The 16,967-nt window shown below is 58.8% G+C and carries 12 protein-coding genes and 1 pseudogene; 4 read left to right on the top strand and 9 right to left on the bottom strand.

The window, feature by feature from the left end; translation table 11 throughout:
• Positions 1-18 precede the first annotated feature (18 nt).
• The 7 genes and pseudogenes from CJ187_RS07115 to CJ187_RS09425 all read right to left on the bottom strand — a co-directional run.
• On the bottom strand, positions 19-1,359 hold the full coding sequence (locus tag CJ187_RS07115) for an AGE family epimerase/isomerase (RefSeq protein WP_102216882.1): 1,341 nt from the start codon (positions 1,357-1,359) through the stop codon (positions 19-21).
• Positions 1,359-2,261: a carbohydrate ABC transporter permease gene (locus tag CJ187_RS07120; RefSeq protein ID WP_102216883.1), complete on the bottom strand. Its 903-nt coding sequence runs from the start codon at positions 2,259-2,261 to the stop codon at positions 1,359-1,361. The genes CJ187_RS07115 and CJ187_RS07120 overlap by 1 nt, the downstream gene beginning before the upstream one ends.
• A complete protein-coding gene (locus tag CJ187_RS07125) occupies positions 2,258-3,271 on the bottom strand; it encodes a carbohydrate ABC transporter permease (RefSeq protein WP_102216884.1) in 1,014 nt (337 codons plus the stop codon). Before CJ187_RS07125 ends, CJ187_RS07120 begins: the two co-directional genes overlap by 4 nt.
• Positions 3,272-3,298: 27 nt before the next feature.
• Entirely contained in the window at positions 3,299-4,597 is a 1,299-nt protein-coding gene (locus CJ187_RS07130; protein WP_102216885.1) for an extracellular solute-binding protein, read from the bottom strand.
• A gap of 49 nt (positions 4,598-4,646) precedes the next feature.
• Positions 4,647-5,900, bottom strand: coding sequence for a glycoside hydrolase 5 family protein (locus tag CJ187_RS07135; RefSeq protein WP_102216886.1), 1,254 nt, complete (start codon positions 5,898-5,900; stop codon positions 4,647-4,649).
• 3 nt (positions 5,901-5,903) lie between these two features.
• Entirely contained in the window at positions 5,904-7,421 is a 1,518-nt protein-coding gene (locus CJ187_RS07140; protein ID WP_350223587.1) for a glycoside hydrolase family 38 C-terminal domain-containing protein, read from the bottom strand.
• 30 nt (positions 7,422-7,451) lie between these two features.
• A pseudogene (locus tag CJ187_RS09425) lies at positions 7,452-8,932 on the bottom strand (alpha-mannosidase); the annotation flags it as partial.
• 119 nt (positions 8,933-9,051) lie between these two features.
• Here CJ187_RS09425 and CJ187_RS07145 point away from each other — a divergent pair.
• Together CJ187_RS07145 and CJ187_RS07150 are read left to right on the top strand one after the other, a co-directional pair.
• The gene (locus CJ187_RS07145) at positions 9,052-10,053 is read left to right on the top strand and encodes a LacI family DNA-binding transcriptional regulator (protein ID WP_102216888.1); all 1,002 of its coding nucleotides are present in this window, start codon (positions 9,052-9,054) and stop codon (positions 10,051-10,053) included.
• 66 nt (positions 10,054-10,119) lie between these two features.
• Entirely contained in the window at positions 10,120-11,565 is a 1,446-nt protein-coding gene (locus CJ187_RS07150) for a GuaB1 family IMP dehydrogenase-related protein (protein WP_102216889.1), read from the top strand.
• 162 nt (positions 11,566-11,727) lie between these two features.
• Here the strand turns inward: CJ187_RS07150 and CJ187_RS07155 are convergent, their stop codons facing one another.
• On the bottom strand, positions 11,728-12,288 hold the full coding sequence (locus CJ187_RS07155) for a hypothetical protein (protein WP_102216890.1): 561 nt from the start codon (positions 12,286-12,288) through the stop codon (positions 11,728-11,730).
• Positions 12,285-13,853: an alpha/beta hydrolase gene (locus CJ187_RS07160; protein WP_102216891.1), complete on the bottom strand. Its 1,569-nt coding sequence runs from the start codon at positions 13,851-13,853 to the stop codon at positions 12,285-12,287. Before CJ187_RS07160 ends, CJ187_RS07155 begins: the two co-directional genes overlap by 4 nt.
• A gap of 141 nt (positions 13,854-13,994) precedes the next feature.
• Between CJ187_RS07160 and CJ187_RS07165 the strand changes: the two genes are divergently transcribed.
• Together CJ187_RS07165 and CJ187_RS07170 are read left to right on the top strand one after the other, a co-directional pair.
• Entirely contained in the window at positions 13,995-14,225 is a 231-nt protein-coding gene (locus CJ187_RS07165; RefSeq protein WP_102216892.1) for a heavy-metal-associated domain-containing protein, read from the top strand.
• A 90-nt stretch (positions 14,226-14,315) separates the two neighbouring features.
• Positions 14,316-16,931, top strand: coding sequence for an HAD-IC family P-type ATPase (locus CJ187_RS07170; RefSeq protein WP_102216893.1), 2,616 nt, complete (start codon positions 14,316-14,318; stop codon positions 16,929-16,931).
• Positions 16,932-16,967: the final 36 nt, after the last annotated feature.

The following is a 16,967-nucleotide window of genomic DNA, read 5'->3' on the forward strand; positions in this document are numbered from 1 at the left end:
TAGGGGGTATAAGAAGCTTTAGGCGTGCGCTGCCTCGGCGAAGGAAACCGCGTAGTCCCCATCGGGCAGTACCAGGGCCTGGTAGGCGTGGTAGATCTCTGGCATACCTGTCCACGTTTTTTCTGACAGTTCGTTGTTCTGATCCAGTTCTTCCCGCCACTTACCCGGTGCAGTAATCAGGTACTTGTCCGCGTACTGCCACCACTGTGCTTCCCATTCCTCATACTTGGGATCCACTTCAAGCCCCCACTCGGCCTGCGCGTGGCGTGCCACGTATGCTGCGTTCAGCGCCTCGCACACCACCCAGTGCATCCGCTCGTGAGTTACTGGGCGTCCCTCAAAATCAGTGGTGTACACAAAACCGGGCGCACCATCTACTTCCCAACCATCCTGAACGCCCGCGTGAATCAAGTTGAACGCATCCTGTGCCCAAGCCACGTCTTCTCCTAAACGCGAATACACAACGGCAGCTTGCAGCGCTAACCGCGCCCACTCAAAAGCATGGCCCACGGTTGCACCGAACGGGCGGAACGGGTCCGCAGGCTTATCCCGGTTGTACTCTGGTTGCGGCGTCCAATCCTGCGCATAATGCTCCACAATCCGCCAGTCATTACCACGCGCACCCTCCAGCACAAACCGGCAAATCGCAACCGCACGATCCAAATAACGCCGCTGCCCCGTGGCATCGTAAACCGCTAGGAAAGACTCCACCGTATGCATATTCGCATTAATTCCGCGGTAAGAATCAAACTCCGACCAGTCTTCGTTAGCGGCCTCCCGAACCCGCCCAAACTGCGGTTCCCACCAGTACTTCTCCGTCAACCCCAGTGCCGCGTCCAGTAGTTCTTGCGCTTGAGGGTGCCCTGCTTGCAATGCTGAAGCGGCGGCGAGCACCACGAACGCATGCGAATATGACTGCTTAATCCGATCCGCATCCGTAAACGGTTCCTGCCCGTTCGTCGTTACTGCCGCGAACCAACCGTCGTTAACTGGATCCCGCAGCGAATGCAGCAGAGCGTGAATACCGTGGTCTAACAGGTCGCGCGCCCGCTCGTTCCCACGCAGCACTTCGCACGCATACACGTGGGTGAACCGGCCATTGATCCACAGTTCTACCCCGTGGTCAGCCTGATGCTTCCCGTTCGCGTCCAAATACCCAAAACCACCGGGCAACTGCGCATTCTTAGAAAACTCCACCAACGCATCCCGCTGCATATGCCGCCACTGCTGCGATGGAATTCCCGTTAGAGCACCTTTCCCCTCAACGCCTGTGGTAGAAAGCGAGTGCGCGTCAGCAGCGTCGTTCACATTTGAGGTGCCTGCATGGTCTGCGTGCATATGATTTTCTGGTTGTGTCATTAGCCTTTAAGAGCTCCTTCTTCAACGCCGCGGAAGAAGAACCGCTGCATGGTTGAGAAAATAATAATGATAGGAATCAGTGCAATCACGGTTCCAGCAGCCACCACGCGCGGGTTGGACCCGAAGTTAGACTGCAGGTACTGCATCCCCACGGTCAGGGTGTACTTCGCCGGGTCGTTCAGCACCACCAGTGGCCACAAGAAATCGTCCCATGCGCCAATAAAACTGAACAGTGCCACCACTGAAACCATGCCCCTCACGTTTGGCCACACTACGTAGCGGATCCGCTGCCACGTGTTTGCACCATCAATTGTAGCGGCGTCCAAAGTATCCTTCGGGATCATCCGGCACGAAACCGCCATGAGCAGAACGTTCATCGCCCCGATCGCACCCGGTAACCACACGCCCACCAGGGAGTTATCAAACCCTAAGCCCTTAACCGTTAAGTACTGGCTGGTCAGCGTAACTTCACCAGGCAGCAGCAGGGTAGACAAAAAGATGCCAATAATAATTTTCTTAAACCGAAACTGCATACACGCAATCGCATAGCCCGCCAAGGTTGCAAAAATCGTGTTCGACACAACGGTTGCCACCGCCACCAGCACCGAATGCAACCCGTAATCCAAAATTGGGATGCGCCGCGCAACCTCCGCGTAGTTAGCCATCGTTGGTTCAATTGGAATGAGGTTCGGTGGAAACTGGTAAATATCTTCCGCAGCCCCTTTAAAAGAGGTAGATAACTGCCACACGAACGGGCCCACCGCTAAGATCAGCAGCAAGATCAGAAGTACGTACTTGGCGATAAACAAGGTGGGGGTTGCGTGCTCATACGGCAGTGAACCACGCTGATACCACTTCAACCGCGCCACTTTACCGCGCCCCGATTTCACCTGCGCGCTCATTGCCTTCCACCTTTCTGCACAGCCACACTCCCAGTCGCAGCAGCTATGCCACTGCGGTGTGCATCGGCCTCACGGGCCGCGAGTTTCGCGGTCGCACGCTTCTTCTTCTGCCGGTCCTTTCGCCACTTCTCAATCGTGGCTTTACCGCCATAGTTCATGTACGCAACAAACAACAGGGGGCCAACTGTTAAGAAGAACAAGGCCACCGACATTGCGGATGCGTACCCCAAGTTCCCGTTCAACCCAGAACCGATCCGTTTAATCAGCATCACGATCGACTGGTCTAACCCACCGGGGCCACCCGTACCATTCGACAGTACGTACAGTTCAGAGAAAATCCTCACGGCCGCCACACACACCAGAGCAGACACCAGAGCCATCGCGCCTTTAACACTCGGAATCACGATCGAAGTGAAACGCCGCCACCAGGTGGCACCGTCAAGCGTTGCGGCCTCTTGAACCTCACGCCCCAAATTCGCTAGTGCCGCCAAGTAAACGACCATGTAATAGCCCATCCCCTTCCAAACTGTTAGGGCAATGGAACACAACAGCAACTTCCACCGGTCCACCAGAAAGTTAATGGGTTGATCCACCAGCCCAGCCATCTGCAGGGCCTCATTGACGATGCCGCGGGAGTTAAAAATCCACGCCCAAATAATGCCCACAACCACCACGGACGCAACCACCGGGAAGTAGTAGGTGGTGCGGAAAAACCCGATTCCAGGGATCTTCTTTTGCACCAGCATGGCTAGCAGTAGCGGTAAGAAAGTTAGGAGCGGCACGCATACGACCACGTACACGAGTGAGACGATGAGTGCCGCCCCAAACTGGGGGTCATGAAACAGGTTCGCGTAGTTCTCCAACCCCGTGAACTCAGCTGGTCGCAGCGGCCGCGCATTCGTGAACGAGAGGAAAATGGTGTTAATGAACGGCCACAGCGAGAACACTAAGACCCAGAGCACAGCTGGCCCCGCCAAAAGGTAGGGCGTATACCAACGATGTGTTTTCATGACCCGATCCTTATTATCTACCCGATTTTACTGCTCGATCATCGCGTTGCACTTTTGCACCGCGCTGTCCAGAGCTTCCTTCGGGGTCTTGTTACCCTGCAGTGCTAACGCAATCTCTTGCAACACCGCGGTTTTCATTTCATCTGACATTTCCACAGGGGTTAGCAGCTCTGCCCGCTGCACGGTTTTACCAGATACGTCCAGCGCCTGCTTCATCAGATCTGTCTCCGACCCGTCCCGCAAGCTAGCAGCGTCTTTGTTACCTTCTTGCGTGCCGGGCATGAACCCTTTAGCGATCTTCACGAACGCCACTTGGTTTTCGTTATTCGTGAGGTACTTCGCGAGCGCTAACGCTGCTGCCGGATGCTTGGAGTTCTTAGCCACGGCCACGCCCTGCACCAGCAGTTGCGGGGTTTCCCACGGTTCGGTTACCTCCACTTTTCCTTCCAAACTGGGGGCGTTGGTGACCACGTCGTCCGCGAATGAGGGGGTGGATTGGATGCCGGCGAGCGTTTCTTTGTAGAACGCTTCGTTGCCGATGTTGCCTTTATCTACCGCGGTGATTAGTTCCGCTGGGATAGCGCCCGCCTGGTAGAGTTTCGCGTATTCCTCAACGATTTTTACACCGTCTTCAGAGTTGAACGTGAACTTGCGTGCATCCGGATCCCACACTTTAACACCGCGGGCAGACAGCGTTCCGATTGAGGGGGCTTGTGACACCATGGCCACACCCTTCTCGGCTGCTTTCTGCGCGTCCGCTAGGAACTCCTCTTCGTTCGCTGGGGCCTTGTCAATACCGGCTTTCTTCAGCAGATCTTTGTTCCAGTAGTTGAACGAAACCCCAAGGTACCACGGGTAGCCGTACGAGCCTTCGACCCCGGGGTACTGGTAGGCTTCCACCCCGCCTTTAACGTACTTGTCGAGGTCGTTGTTTTCCGCCCCCTTCAAGTCCATGAGTTTACCGGCTTTAGCTAGGGGCAGGCCGAACTCTGGGGGAATGTTCACCACGTCGGGAAGCTCATCTGCGTTAGCTTGCTGCAGGAGCTTATCTTCGTACCCGTCGCCAGGCTGGTCCATCCACTTAACTTTGACTTTCGGGTTTTCTTTCTCGAAGTCTTTAACGAGCTTTTCAAAGTACGGGGTGAATTTGTCGTTCTTGAGCGACCAGGTTTGTAGCGTGATGTCACCTTCCACTTCACCTGCAGCTGCGTTCTTTTCACCCCCACCCTCGTTGCTGGTGCCGGACCCGCCAGTGCATGCCGTCATGCCTAGGGTTAAACCGCCGGCACAAGCGAGCGCCACGAGCTTCTTTGCTATGGATCGCATGGGATCTTCCTTTCTTATAGTTTCCTTCTTAGGTTTCCTAACGCAATAGCTATATCGAGTTTTTCGTTACTTGCAGAGCGCGGGGGGCACCGCGTTCAATGGCCTGCGCCCACTGCTCAAATATTTGCCCGCTGGGCCGCACCAGCACGCGCGCATCCTCATGATCAACACTGGGAATCGCAATCGGGCGCGCCCCAGGTTCTTGAGGCTGCAGAGCCTGGCCCGGGGTTTCAGGCTGCGGAGCTTGATCCGGGGTTTCAGGCTGCGGAGCTTGATCCGGGGTTTCAGGCTGCGGCGCCTGGTTTGCAATCCACTGGGAAAGCGCTTGTCCAACGGGTTTCACGTTTCCCTCAGAATCAAATAAACCCAAATCGTACTCAACGGCAGGAAACCCCGTGAGGCTGCGATGCACGTCGTGCGAACACCACCAGGTGACGGCATCCACCCCAGGGACCGCCGCCACGTGCGACAGTGTGCGCGACACAAAAGCGGGAGCATTCTTGGCACTCAGGTAGTTCAGGGGCGCGCCAATTTCTTGCAGCCACAGGGGTTTAACCTGTCCCAACTCCGTCTGCCAGGCGCGCATGAGCTCCAGCAGGTAGCGGGCTAGCAACACTAATCGCGGATGGTCTTTACCGTAATGCTGGCCGATTTTGCCAAACACCCACGAATGCACCGTAATGATATCCCCGCATTCCAACGCGTGCCGCGGTGTGAACGGCTGGGTGGGTTCAAACACTAAGTCGTCATCAAATGAGAAAGAATGCTGCCCCGCCGGCCAGTACTCTTCGGCGGTGCTGAGCAGTTGGGTGAGCCATGCGCCCGCCTGCTGGGTCGTCAACTCGTGCCGCAACGGGTGGCGTTCAGCCGCGAACTGCACGATTTCGTTACCGAGCGAAAGCCCCGTTGTGCCATCGACGTCCCGCAGCGCTTCCGCCAGTGCCCGCACCAGCGCCCCCTGTGCCTGCACCACCGTGGGGTCAGTGAAAATGTTGCTCTGATGCCAACTTTGCGTCCACGCCGGTAAGAAGTCGAACGACGACATGTGGCCCTGCAGCACGTCCACACTCACGGTCAAGCCCCGCTGCGTTGCCAACTGCGCGAGGGTGCGCACATCCTCCACCGCCTGAGCGCGAATGTGGCTCGCGTTCGGCTGCAAAACTGGCCACAGCGGAAACACGCGCACGTGGTCCAAACCAAGCTGAGCGATCGCGTCGAAGTCGCGCGCAGCCTCATCGGAATCAAAATCCAACCAAGAGTAGAACCAGCCGCTGCGCGGCACGTAGTTAACACCGACCTTCATCGCTTACGCCTTCACTCGCAAAGTCACAATCTGGAACGGAGCGAGCTCGAAGTGGGTTTCGTTATTTTCCGTCACCACACTTGGGAGCGTCACGTGCGTGTCCGCGGATTCCAGCACATCCACCGCACTCACGGTTACGGGCCGGTCGAACTGGATCCGCGCATTCACCCGCGCCCCCACAGGTTCGTACCCGCGGATAATCACGTCCCCACTGCGGTCTTGCGCAAGCTTCACGGTCTCCACCACAAAGCCATCCGCAGCCTCAATGAACGTCGGCACCGCACACTCGCGATTTAGTGCGGCCGAATCAGCAGCCGCATCAGCCGTGATGTGACGCAGCGGGGCGTTCATGCGTTGCGTTCGAGCAACCGTGTCCCTCAAGCCCGCGCCTGGGAAAATTCGGAAGTGGCGGGTGTGGTGCCCGCGGTCTTGAATCGGATCGGGGTAAATAGCAGCGCGCAGCAAAGACGCCCCAAGCGTCACGTACGTACCCCCGCCCTCGCGGACATGCCGGGAATGCGACCAGCCGTAAGTGGCCTCATTAGCAATCCCCACTCCAAAACCGGTCTCAGCCACGTGCACCCATCGGTGTGCCGCAACCTCAAACTTATTGGACTCCCAGGTGGTGTTCTCGTTAATCGGACGGGTCAAGTACCCCATTTGTGTTTCGTACGCCGCCTGGTCCGTGTGCACATCCACCGGGAACTGCAGCTTCAACAGCTTCTCGGTTTCCTGCCAGTTTGCATCCACCGTGACCTCCAGTGCTGCCTCTCCCTCAGGCAGGGCGTAGGTAACGGTGAAACTGGACTTGCTGGTCTGATAGTGCGCCACCACGCGATCACCGCGGGCTTCAACCCGGTCAGCCACCAGCGTGCGCTCACTCGCCTTGTAGAACTCGTCCAAATCCCACGCGTCCCACATGTTCGGGAAATCTTGGTACAGGTTCAACCGGCCCAAGCGCTCCCCCGGGGGCACCACTTCGCGCCCATCCGCGCCGCGCAGCGATTCCACCAAACCATCCGCGCCGATTCGCACAGTGACCGCGTCGTTAGACAGCTCCCAACCACCATCCACGGTTTCAAGTTTGGTCGGCGCCACGTGTTCAGGAACTCCCGCGGCGAACGCTCCCACCCCCTGGGTGGGTACCGCAGCGGCGTTGAAGAACAGGTCTTGCCCATCCGCGAGCGCCGCGCACGCTTCGGCAGCGATCTTTCCGGCGGCAGCTACCACGGCCGCGTGGTCGCGCTCGGCTTCCTCGTGCACCCACCCGATTGACGAGCCGGGGAGGATGTCGTGGAACTGTAGTAACAGCGTGTTCTCCCACAGTTTCTGCAACTGCTCGTACGGGTATTCGAAGCGGCCTTCGAGCGCAGCCAGGGTGGCCCACAGTTCCGCTTCTCGCAGTGCAGCTTCTGCCTGCCGGTTACCCAGTTTGGTATTTGCCTGCGAGGTGAGGGTACCGCGGTGCAGTTCCAAGTACAGCTCCCCCACCCACACGGGTACGTTTTGTCGCTCGGCCATTGCCCGGGCAAAGAACGTGTCCGGGGTTTCATGCGCGATCGTAGGTGCACCGTAGAGGTCTTCCATCCGCTTTGCCCGCTCGAGCATGTCCCGGGTTGGCCCACCGCCGCCGTCACCGTAACCGTATGGCAGCAGTGAGCTTGACGCCTGTGCTTTATCTTTAAAGTTCGTTTCCGCATGCCGCACCTGTTCGGGGCTGATCTCTGCCCCGTAGGTGTCGACCGGTGGGAAGTGGGTGAACAGGCGGGTGCCGTCAATGCCTTCCCACTGCAGCGTGTGGTGTGGGAATACGTCGGTTTGGTTCCAAGAAATTTTTGCGTGAGGAACCATTTGGCGCCCCCGAGTTTAGCGATCTGCGGTAGGGCTGCAGAGTATCCGAATGAGTCTGGGAGCCACACGCCGTCGCAGCGGACCCCGAGTTTGTTCTGGAAATACTCTTGCCCCAGGAGGAGTTGCCGGCACAGTGATTCCCCACTGGGCAGCATCGCGTCGGGCTCCACCCACATGCCTCCAACGGGCACAATCTTGCCTTTTTCTACCCACTTCTTGAGGCGGGCGAACAGTGCCGGCTGGTCCTCTTCGAGCCAGGCCACGTGTTGGGCAGCTGGGAGCGCGAAAATCATTTCGTGTCCGTCGTCAAGCAGGCGCAGCACGTTAGAGATTGTGCGGGCAACTTTACGTCGGGTTTCACGCACCGGCCACAACCACGCGGAGTCAATGTGGGCGTGGCCCACTGCCGTTAGGTGGTGCGCGTGTTTACTGGCATGGTCAGCCAGCACGGGTTCAAGGACGCGGCGGGCCGCGGGTGCGCTCCCCTTAATATCATCTAGATCCACCGCGTCCAAGGCTTGGTTGACGACCTGGGCGAAACGCAGCCGCAACGCGTCGTCATCACTGTAGGTTTGGGCAAGTTCAGACAGGATTTCAATGTCGAACGCCAAGCCCCTCACCTGGTCGTTCACCGCCACCACTTGCGCGCCCGCCAGTTTATAAATGTGCTCAGCTGGGCTCGTGGTTTTGCGGCCTAACTGTGTGGGCTCAAACGGAGGGATGCCCAGCAGCAAGGGGTTTGCCGCGGCCTCAATGTAGAAGCAAAAATCTTCCCCGGCCGTAAGTGGTATCCAAGTGTTACGCGGATTAACGGCTTTAACGATCTGCCCATCCGGGGTGTAAACAAGGCCCTCAGACTGGAAGCCGGGCGAGTGGTCTTCCCACCCTAGATCAACGTGTAACTCCACGGTTTGATTGGTTTTAGGAGCGCTCCCCTCCAGCTTGAACCAAGTGGTTCCCCAAGCCGGCCCCCACGTCTGCCCGATCTGAACCGGTTCGTAAGTAGCTTGCTTCGCGTCTTTGAACGGAACTGGTTCGCCCTGTCCGGGCCGCGTCTGGTCTTGTGTCACGTTCCATGCGGACACGTTCACATCTGCCAGTTTGGTGAACTGCGCGGGGCGGATACGTTCAATGAGCGTGCGTTTTGCGCGGGCTTCTAACAGATGATGATTGTCGTGCATGTTGCCTCCTTGCCACTTCCACTAAATAAACTAAACCGCTATAGTGGAGTTTGTCAAGGCTTAACGCGCAGTTATTTCAAATAACTGAACACCTTTAGTGATTGAGGTAACATAGATTTATGTCTAGGTTGACTATCCGCGATATTGCTCAGGAGGCCGGCGTGTCCCCCGGCGCCGTTAGTTTTGCGCTGAACGGTAAACCTGGGGTTTCGGAGGCCACTCGCACCCGCATCATCAATATCGCCAACGATTTAGGGTGGCAACCAGACCCGGCGGCGAAAGCACTATCGCTACGGAAAACGGATGCGCTCGGCATCGTCCTCACCCGACCCCCTCAAACGGTGCGCGACGAAGGGTTCTACTTCCCATTCCTGTGCGGCTTGGCCGAAGTATTCGCGGAATCCTCCCGCCCCCTCGTGTTCCGCCTGGCGCAAACCATTGCGCAAGAAGTTGAGATTTACAAGCAGTGGGCCTCGAACCACCGGGTTGGGGGCGTGGTGCTGGTGGACCTCAAGGATAATGATCCCCGCCCGCAGATTGTGAAAGACCTGGGCCTAGCTTCCGTGTCGGTGGGGCACGATCAGGGGGCGGGGTCGTCGATTTCTGTGGACGACGCGTTGGCGATGCATGCGGTAGTGAACCACGTGTTCGCGCAAGGTTTCCGCTTTCCCGCCTACGTTTCTGGGATTGAAACGTTTACGCACACGACGGTGCGCAAACAAGCGTTTCTAGATAAGGCGCGCGATTTGGGGTTGGAGCAGGCGTACGCATTCAACTCCGATTACACGGAAGATTCGGGCGCAGCGATTACCCGCATGATTGTGGAACGCCACCCCGAAGTGGACGTGATTATTTACGATAACGAGATGCTCACATTGGGTGGAGTTAACTATCTTTTGTCGCAAGGCAAAGCGATTCCCGCTGACGTGGGTGTGTTTAGTTGGGAAGATTCGGTATTGTGCCGGGTTTTTTCCCCTTCTATTTCCACGTTGTCGCGTGATCCTGAGGCCCTGGGGCGCGCGAGTGCACAAGTGCTGATCGATGCGATGGATTCTGGCGAAGATCAACACCGGGTAATGCCGAGCCCGCAGGTGGTTCAACGCGCCACCACTAGCGTGTAGGTGCTATCTAACCACGCGCCCCTGTGAGTTGCTTCAAACCGCGTGGTTTTTGGGTAGGCTTGGCGTGTGAAGTTCCTCAATAATCTTTTACCCTCATTCGATCTGACGTACGACGACGTGTTCATGGTGCCGTCGCGTTCTGACGTGGGTTCACGCCGCCGCGTGGACCTCACTACGAGTGATGGGACGGGCACCACCATTCCCCTGGTGGTTGCCAATATGACGGCAATTTCGGGTAAACGGATGGCAGAGACGGTGGCACGCCGCGGGGGGATTGCGATTATTCCGCAAGACATTCCGTTGGACGTGGTGGTTTCCACGGTTTCTGAGGTGAAAGCCAGCCACCTGGTGTACGACACGCCCGTGGTGGTGAAACCGCATCACACGTGCGGGTATGCGCTGGGATTAATGCCAAAACGCTCCCATGGGGCAGCAGTGGTGGTGAACCCGGAGACAAACGTGCCCGTGGGCATGGTGGACATGTCTGACGTGATGGACGTGGACCGGTTCACGCAGGTGCGTGAAGTGATGACTACGAAACTGATGACGTTACCCGAGGGCATTGACCCGGTGGAGGCGTTTGACCAGTTGAAATCCGAGCACCGCAAACTGGCGCCCGTGGTGAATAAGGCCGGTGAGCTGGTGGGGTTACTGACCCGGCAGGGGGCATTGCGTTCCACGATCTACAAACCCACGGTGGATGCGCAGAACCAGTTGCGTATCGGCGCGGCAATCGGGATGAATCGCAACCCCGCGCAGCGTGCCGTGGAGCTAGTGCAGGCTGGGGTGGATGTGATTGTTGTGGACACGGCGCACGGCCACCAGTCGAAGATGATGGATGCGGTGCGGCAGGTGCGCAGCGCTCTGCCAGATGGGTTCCCGATTGCAGCGGGGAACGTGGTGGCCGCACCTGGGGTACGTGATTTAGTTGAGGCGGGCGCGTCGATCGTTAAGGTCGGTGTGGGCCCGGGCGCGATGTGTACCACGCGGATGCAGACCGGAGTTGGGCGCCCGCAGTTCTCCGCAGTTTTGGAGTGTGCGGCTGCCGCGAAAGAGTTGGGGGCGCACGTGTGGGCTGACGGGGGTGTGCGCCACCCTCGTGACGTGGCGTTGGCGTTGGCCGCGGGGGCGTCTAACGTGATGATTGGTTCGTGGTTCGCTGGCACCTATGAGTCGCCCGGTGACGTGCAATTCGACGCGCACCAACGCATGTATAAGGAATCGTTCGGAATGGCTTCTAAACGCGCGGTTACGCGCCGTACTTCCGGCGAGTCTGATTTTGATCGGGCCCGCAAAGCCCTGTTTGAGGAGGGCATCTCGGTGGCCCGCATGTACATTGATCCAGAACGCCCCGGGGTGGAGGACCTGATTGACCAGATCGTTTCTGGCGTACGGTCTTCGTTTACCTACGCGGGAGCGCGCACGATCGAACAGTTCCAAGAACGCGCGATCGTGGGGTTGCAATCTGCGTCCGGCTACCGCGAAGGCGCGCCCGTGCCCACCTCTTGGTGACGAGCATTCCAAGCCCCAGTAACGGGCGCACTTAAGGGGTCCGACCAGGCGAGGGCGCACTTAAGGGTTCCGCGGCAATTTAAGGGAGCCGTTCGTTTTGTGGAGCCGGGTCGCCCAATTAGGGCCGGCTGTTTTGTGGCACTGGGTCGTCTGTTTGCATAATTATGGGCGCCAGGTCGGGTCGGCAGCGGGTGCACCGTAACGTTCGTACAGTTCCGCCGGCCGGGCCGTGGCGTCGCTGAACCCAGCGCTGCGCAAATCCCATTCACTGTCCGGATGCTCTCCCACTTGCGCTTGCACGCTAATGGAAATCGGAGCTGGGGTGCCCCAGTTCCACACGGTCCGAGCTACCTCGTCCAACAGAGCACACAGTGCCTCAGGCGCTTGCTGACCAGTCGGATGCGGAGCCATATCCTGCACCTTGAGGGTCACCTGTGCGAGCGCTGGCTTACCGAACCCGCGGCGTACCTGGGCGGAAACGGAAACGAAACCGTGCCGACCCTCCAGTTCTTGGGCTAGGTGCCGCGCCAGATCATCGGCCGCCACATCTGGGTTATGCAAAAACTTCAACGCGGTCGACGCAGCCAGAATACTTGCGCCAATCCCACCGATTATTAGCGGGTTACGTACTTCCGGCACTTTACCGGAACGGAACTTGTTCACTGGAAAACGTCGGCGTCGCCCCCGCGCATCCCTTGTTCCAAACAGGTCACGGAACCTCATTCACTACCTCCAAACCCCGGCAACGGTACGTCCGGGGGCTGCCACACGGGCCCCATGTGTTCGTATACAGAGTCAATCGAGGGTGGCCCTCCCTCAAGAATGTCTTGGGAAATCTCAAAATGGTACACGCGCGTTCTCTCCCCCGGGTGCGCTAACTGTTCTTGAAGTTTGCGTACCGCCCGCCCCATGCGCGAAAACGGTTCCACGCGGGCGCGGCGCTCTAACAGGCGAATCGTGTCCGTGTAAGTCGCAGAAGAATGCGCGTAATACAATGCGCCGCTGCGGGGGCGGTTAAGGCGCCGGCCCACCACCACGCGGTCGGTGGTTAAACGGCGGGGCCGCCCGTCGAAAGCGGGAATCACATCCTGGTCGTGCTCCACAGCAATCGCGGTTACCCCCGCGGGGATGCGCACCCGCCGGCCAGGTACCCCCAGGGTCACAATCCCATCTATCGCCAGCACTTGCTCTTGAAGCAACCCGAGCGCCACCATGCCACCTTGCGAATGCCCCACAATAGTGACACGTTCGCGATCCGACCCAGCTGGGTCGAGCCCTTCGGCCTCCATGGCTTGCCGGAATGCTGCTAGAACCCCCATGCGAACCGCGGACCGCAGGCCCAACATTTCGCGGATATTCGTTTCGGTACCCGCGGGGTTGTGGGTGGTGCGCAGCTCAACTGAATCCGTCCCGGGGATTGAAATGAGCCAGCGCCGCTGCGGTCCCGCGCCCACCCGGGTGATTTTCACGATCGCACCCGTGGTTTCGGCCCAGTAAATGTCGTCAATATCCGCTGCCATGTCCTGCAGTGACTCGGGGGCGGTAAATCGTCTTACTTGCCCGTGGGCGTGACCGCGAGGCAGGGGGCGTTCCCGCCCGTCCTCATACATTAAATCTGCCCGCACGTCACCGCCCCTGAACCGGCCCATGGCGGTGCCGGCGGCGAGGAAAAAGGACATGAACGATTCGTATCCGCCGCGTGGGAGGCGGGCGATCCGCTCGGCCAGTTGGCTGCTATGCGACGGGTGGAGCAGCTGATCTACCCGCAGGCCACTGCGGTATGCGGCAGACACGGCGTGTGCAACCCGGCAGACCGCTTGGATCACCAAGGTGTCTAGGCCGGGCATGTCGAAGAACACGCGTTGGGATTCTTCGACGATCTGTTCGCCCCGCGCCACCACTTGCCTCTCCATTTGCGCACGTACCCCCGCGTCCCACACGGGTAGGGACGCGAAGATTCCCGCGGCCGCGTTGCCTGCCAATCGGCCGATGAGAGGGGCCAGTTGCCGGGCCCCATCTATTAGCAGCATCGTTTCTGGCACCTGGCGGGCAGAGTAATAGTGGTACAGCTGTGCTTGGGTGGGAGCGTTAGTTTGGGTGCTGGCTCTGTCGCCAGCGCGGGTTCTGTCGCCAGTGCGCGCACGGCCCCGCTGGTAAGCACCTGCCCGGACGGGAGTGCGCTGGGGGCCAAATCGAGGTGGTTGAACACCTTCGTCACCGGGTTTTGAGGCATTTTGGCGCGTGTGTGCGGTCAGTAGCTTCCGAATCGCGTTGCCCAGTACCCCCATGAGTTCAGTCTATGGTTTTCATCCCCACCTGGCAGCGCAGAAGTCAATAAACACCCTAGACATGCATACCCCTCGGGGGTATAGTCGGAAACGATTCCCAAATAGCATTAGAACTGGGAAGCGGGAATTGTAGGAGGAAACATGAGTGCTTTCACGCTAGATGTTAAGGGTTTGACTTGCGGGCATTGCGTTGCGTCCGTGAAGGAAGAACTGGGTGAAATCGACGGGGTTAATACCGTCGATGTGGATTTGAATGCGGGTGAGGACAAGGTCAGCCACGCTCGGGTTGAAACTTCGAAGGAGATTTCGGACGACGCGATCCGCGAAGCCATTAACGAGGCCGGTTACGACCTGGTTTCAATTAACCGGTAAACGTTCACCGGTAAATAAAGACGAGTTAACCGACCCCGCACGCATCCAGGTTGTGTGGGGCGGTTGGCGTTGTTGAGTTAGGGAGGCAGCATGCAGCACGCGCAGATTGGTGAGGATGTGCAGCGCCGCGCACAGGATCTTAAGCGGCGTTTCTTTGTGGCGGTGGGGTTCGCTGTTCCCGTGATGGCTCTGTCGATGGTGCCCGCGTGGCAGTTCACCGGTTGGCAGTGGGTTGTGGCGGCGCTGGCTGCGCCGGTGGTGACGTGGTGCGCGTGGCCATTCCACGTGGCGGCGTTCCGCGCGGCCCGGCATGGTTCGTCTACCATGGACACGCTCGTTTCGATGGGCGTTATTGTTGCTTCCATGTGGTCGGTTTGGGCGTTGTTGTTCGGGGGTGCGGGCACGCTTGGGATGCAGATGGACATGTCCCTCATGCCGAAAGATGCATCTACGTCGCATGCGGAGATTTATTTTGAGGCCGCAACCATGGTCACCACATTCCTGCTGGCCGGGAGGTGGGCTGAGGCGCGGACCCGTTACCGGGCGGGTGATGCGCTGAGGTCCTTGTTGGAACTGGGGGCGAAGAAAGCTCATCGGGTGGTGCCTGCTGGTGGGGTGGAACTGGTGGATGTTGACGCACTGCAGGTGGGTGACCTGGTGGTGGTTAAGCCCGGGGAGAAGATTCCGACTGATGGGCTCGTGGTGCGTGGGCACGCGGCTTTGGATACGTCGTTACTGACGGGTGAGAGCGCCCCCGTTCAGGTGGGTGTGAATGATGAGGTTACGGGCGCCACGATTAACACGGATGGCCAGTTGACCGTTGAGGTCACTCGCGTGGGTTCCGACACGACTTTGGCGCGGATTGGGCAGATGGTTACGGATGCACAGGCGGGTAAAGCGCCGGTGCAGCGTTTAGCAGATCGGGTGTCTGCTGTGTTCGTACCGGCGGTGCTGGTGATTTCGCTGTTAACTCTGGTTGGGTGGCTCATTTGGGGGCCGGGAGTGCAGCCAGCGTTCACGGCAGCGGTGGCGGTGTTGGTGATTGCGTGTCCGTGCGCGCTGGGTTTGGCTACGCCCACTGCGTTGCTGGTTGGATCGGGCCGAGCGGCGCAGCTGGGGATTGTTATTAAGGGCCCTGAGATTTTGGAATCCACCCGGCAGATCGACACCGCTGTGTTAGATAAAACCGGGACGATCACTAAAGCGCAGATGCATGTGGACCGCTTTGTGTCAGCTGAACCACGTTTCGCTGGTAAGCATGCGCACTCGCGAAAGCATCAGCCAGACGAGAACCGTGGATCCGCCCCAGCACATTTTGCCGACGGGCCGCTTTTAGCTGCCGCTGTTGAGGCCGGTTCGTCGCATCCGATTGCGCAAGCGGTAGCGGACTATGGTAGCGGCAGCTTCGACTCTGAGGCGGTGGAAGCCACGGACTTTGTGAACCATGCGGGCCATGGGGTTAGCGCCACCGTGGCAGACCAGCGCGTGTTCGTTGGCAGCCCCAGGTGGATGGCATCAATCGGGTTCGATACTTCCGCGCTGACTGAACAAATCACAGCCGGTGAGGAATCCGGTGCCACCGTAAGCCTGGTTGCCACCGCTCCCCTAACCGCAGTTACTTCTGCCACCGACACCGGCGCCAGCACTTCGACTACCAACACGGCAGCTGCCAGCACTTCTGCCTACAGCGCCACTATGCGAGAAAGTGCTAGTGCAGGCCCCACCGCCGTGGGCTCTGCTGCGCCCACGGGTTCGGCGGCGGATGGTTCCGCGGACCCTCAGGCGCTTTATTCTGTGGATTTAGCGGTCGGGGGGATGACGTGCGCGTCTTGTGTGCGGCGAGTGGAACGCAAGTTGAAGAAGCTTCCGGGTGTGGATGCGCAGGTGAACCTGGCGACCGAGCAGGCGCAAGTAAAACTATTTGACGACGTCAGCGACCAGGATCTGGTGGACACCGTTGAGAAAGCCGGGTACACCGCCACCGTTTTGAACCGCCACGATTTGGGTTCGCGCATTACTGCCGGTTCTTCTGATGCGCCCGGTTCCGCGGGGGCTTCCACTTCCGATCAGGCGCGAAGTTCCCTTGAGGTACCAGGCCACTCTACGAAGTTTGGAGCAGACCCGCAGGTGAGTGACGGCGTGGTTTTGGGAGCATTCTGGGTGCGCGATGAGGTGAAGGAGTCCTCGGCTGACGCGGTGCAGCAGTTGCGTGGCCTTGGGGTGGAGCCGGTGTTGCTGACCGGTGACAATGAGCGCGCAGCCCAGCATGTTGCGAACCAGGTGGGAATCAGCCAGGTGCACGCCGGCGTACTGCCCAACGATAAACGGGACGTAGTGGCGGACCTGCAGCAGGACGGTCACGTTGTCGCGATGGTTGGTGACGGAGTGAATGATGCGGCGGCTTTAGCTCAGGCGGGTACGCGTGGCCTAGGGATGGCTATGGGCTCGGGAACGGAAGTGGCAATTGAAGCTGCGGACATTACCTTGATGGGTTCGGACCCGCAAGCAGTTGCAACTGCTATCCGGATTTCGCGATCCACTTTAAGAGTTATTAAACAGAACCTGTTCTGGGCGTTTGCCTATAACGTTGCGGCGATTCCACTGGCGATCGCGGGCCTGCTGAACCCCATGATCGCAGGCGCAGCAATGGCATGCTCCTCAGTTATCGTTGTGCTGAACTCACTTCGGTTGAAAACCGCGAAATAGGCGCTAACCGAGCCCTAGATTATCCCCCAGCACAAT

Origin of the sequence: Gleimia hominis (genome assembly GCF_002871945.2) — a bacterium.
GTDB classification, from domain to species: Bacteria; Actinomycetota; Actinomycetes; order Actinomycetales; family Actinomycetaceae; genus Gleimia; species Gleimia hominis_A.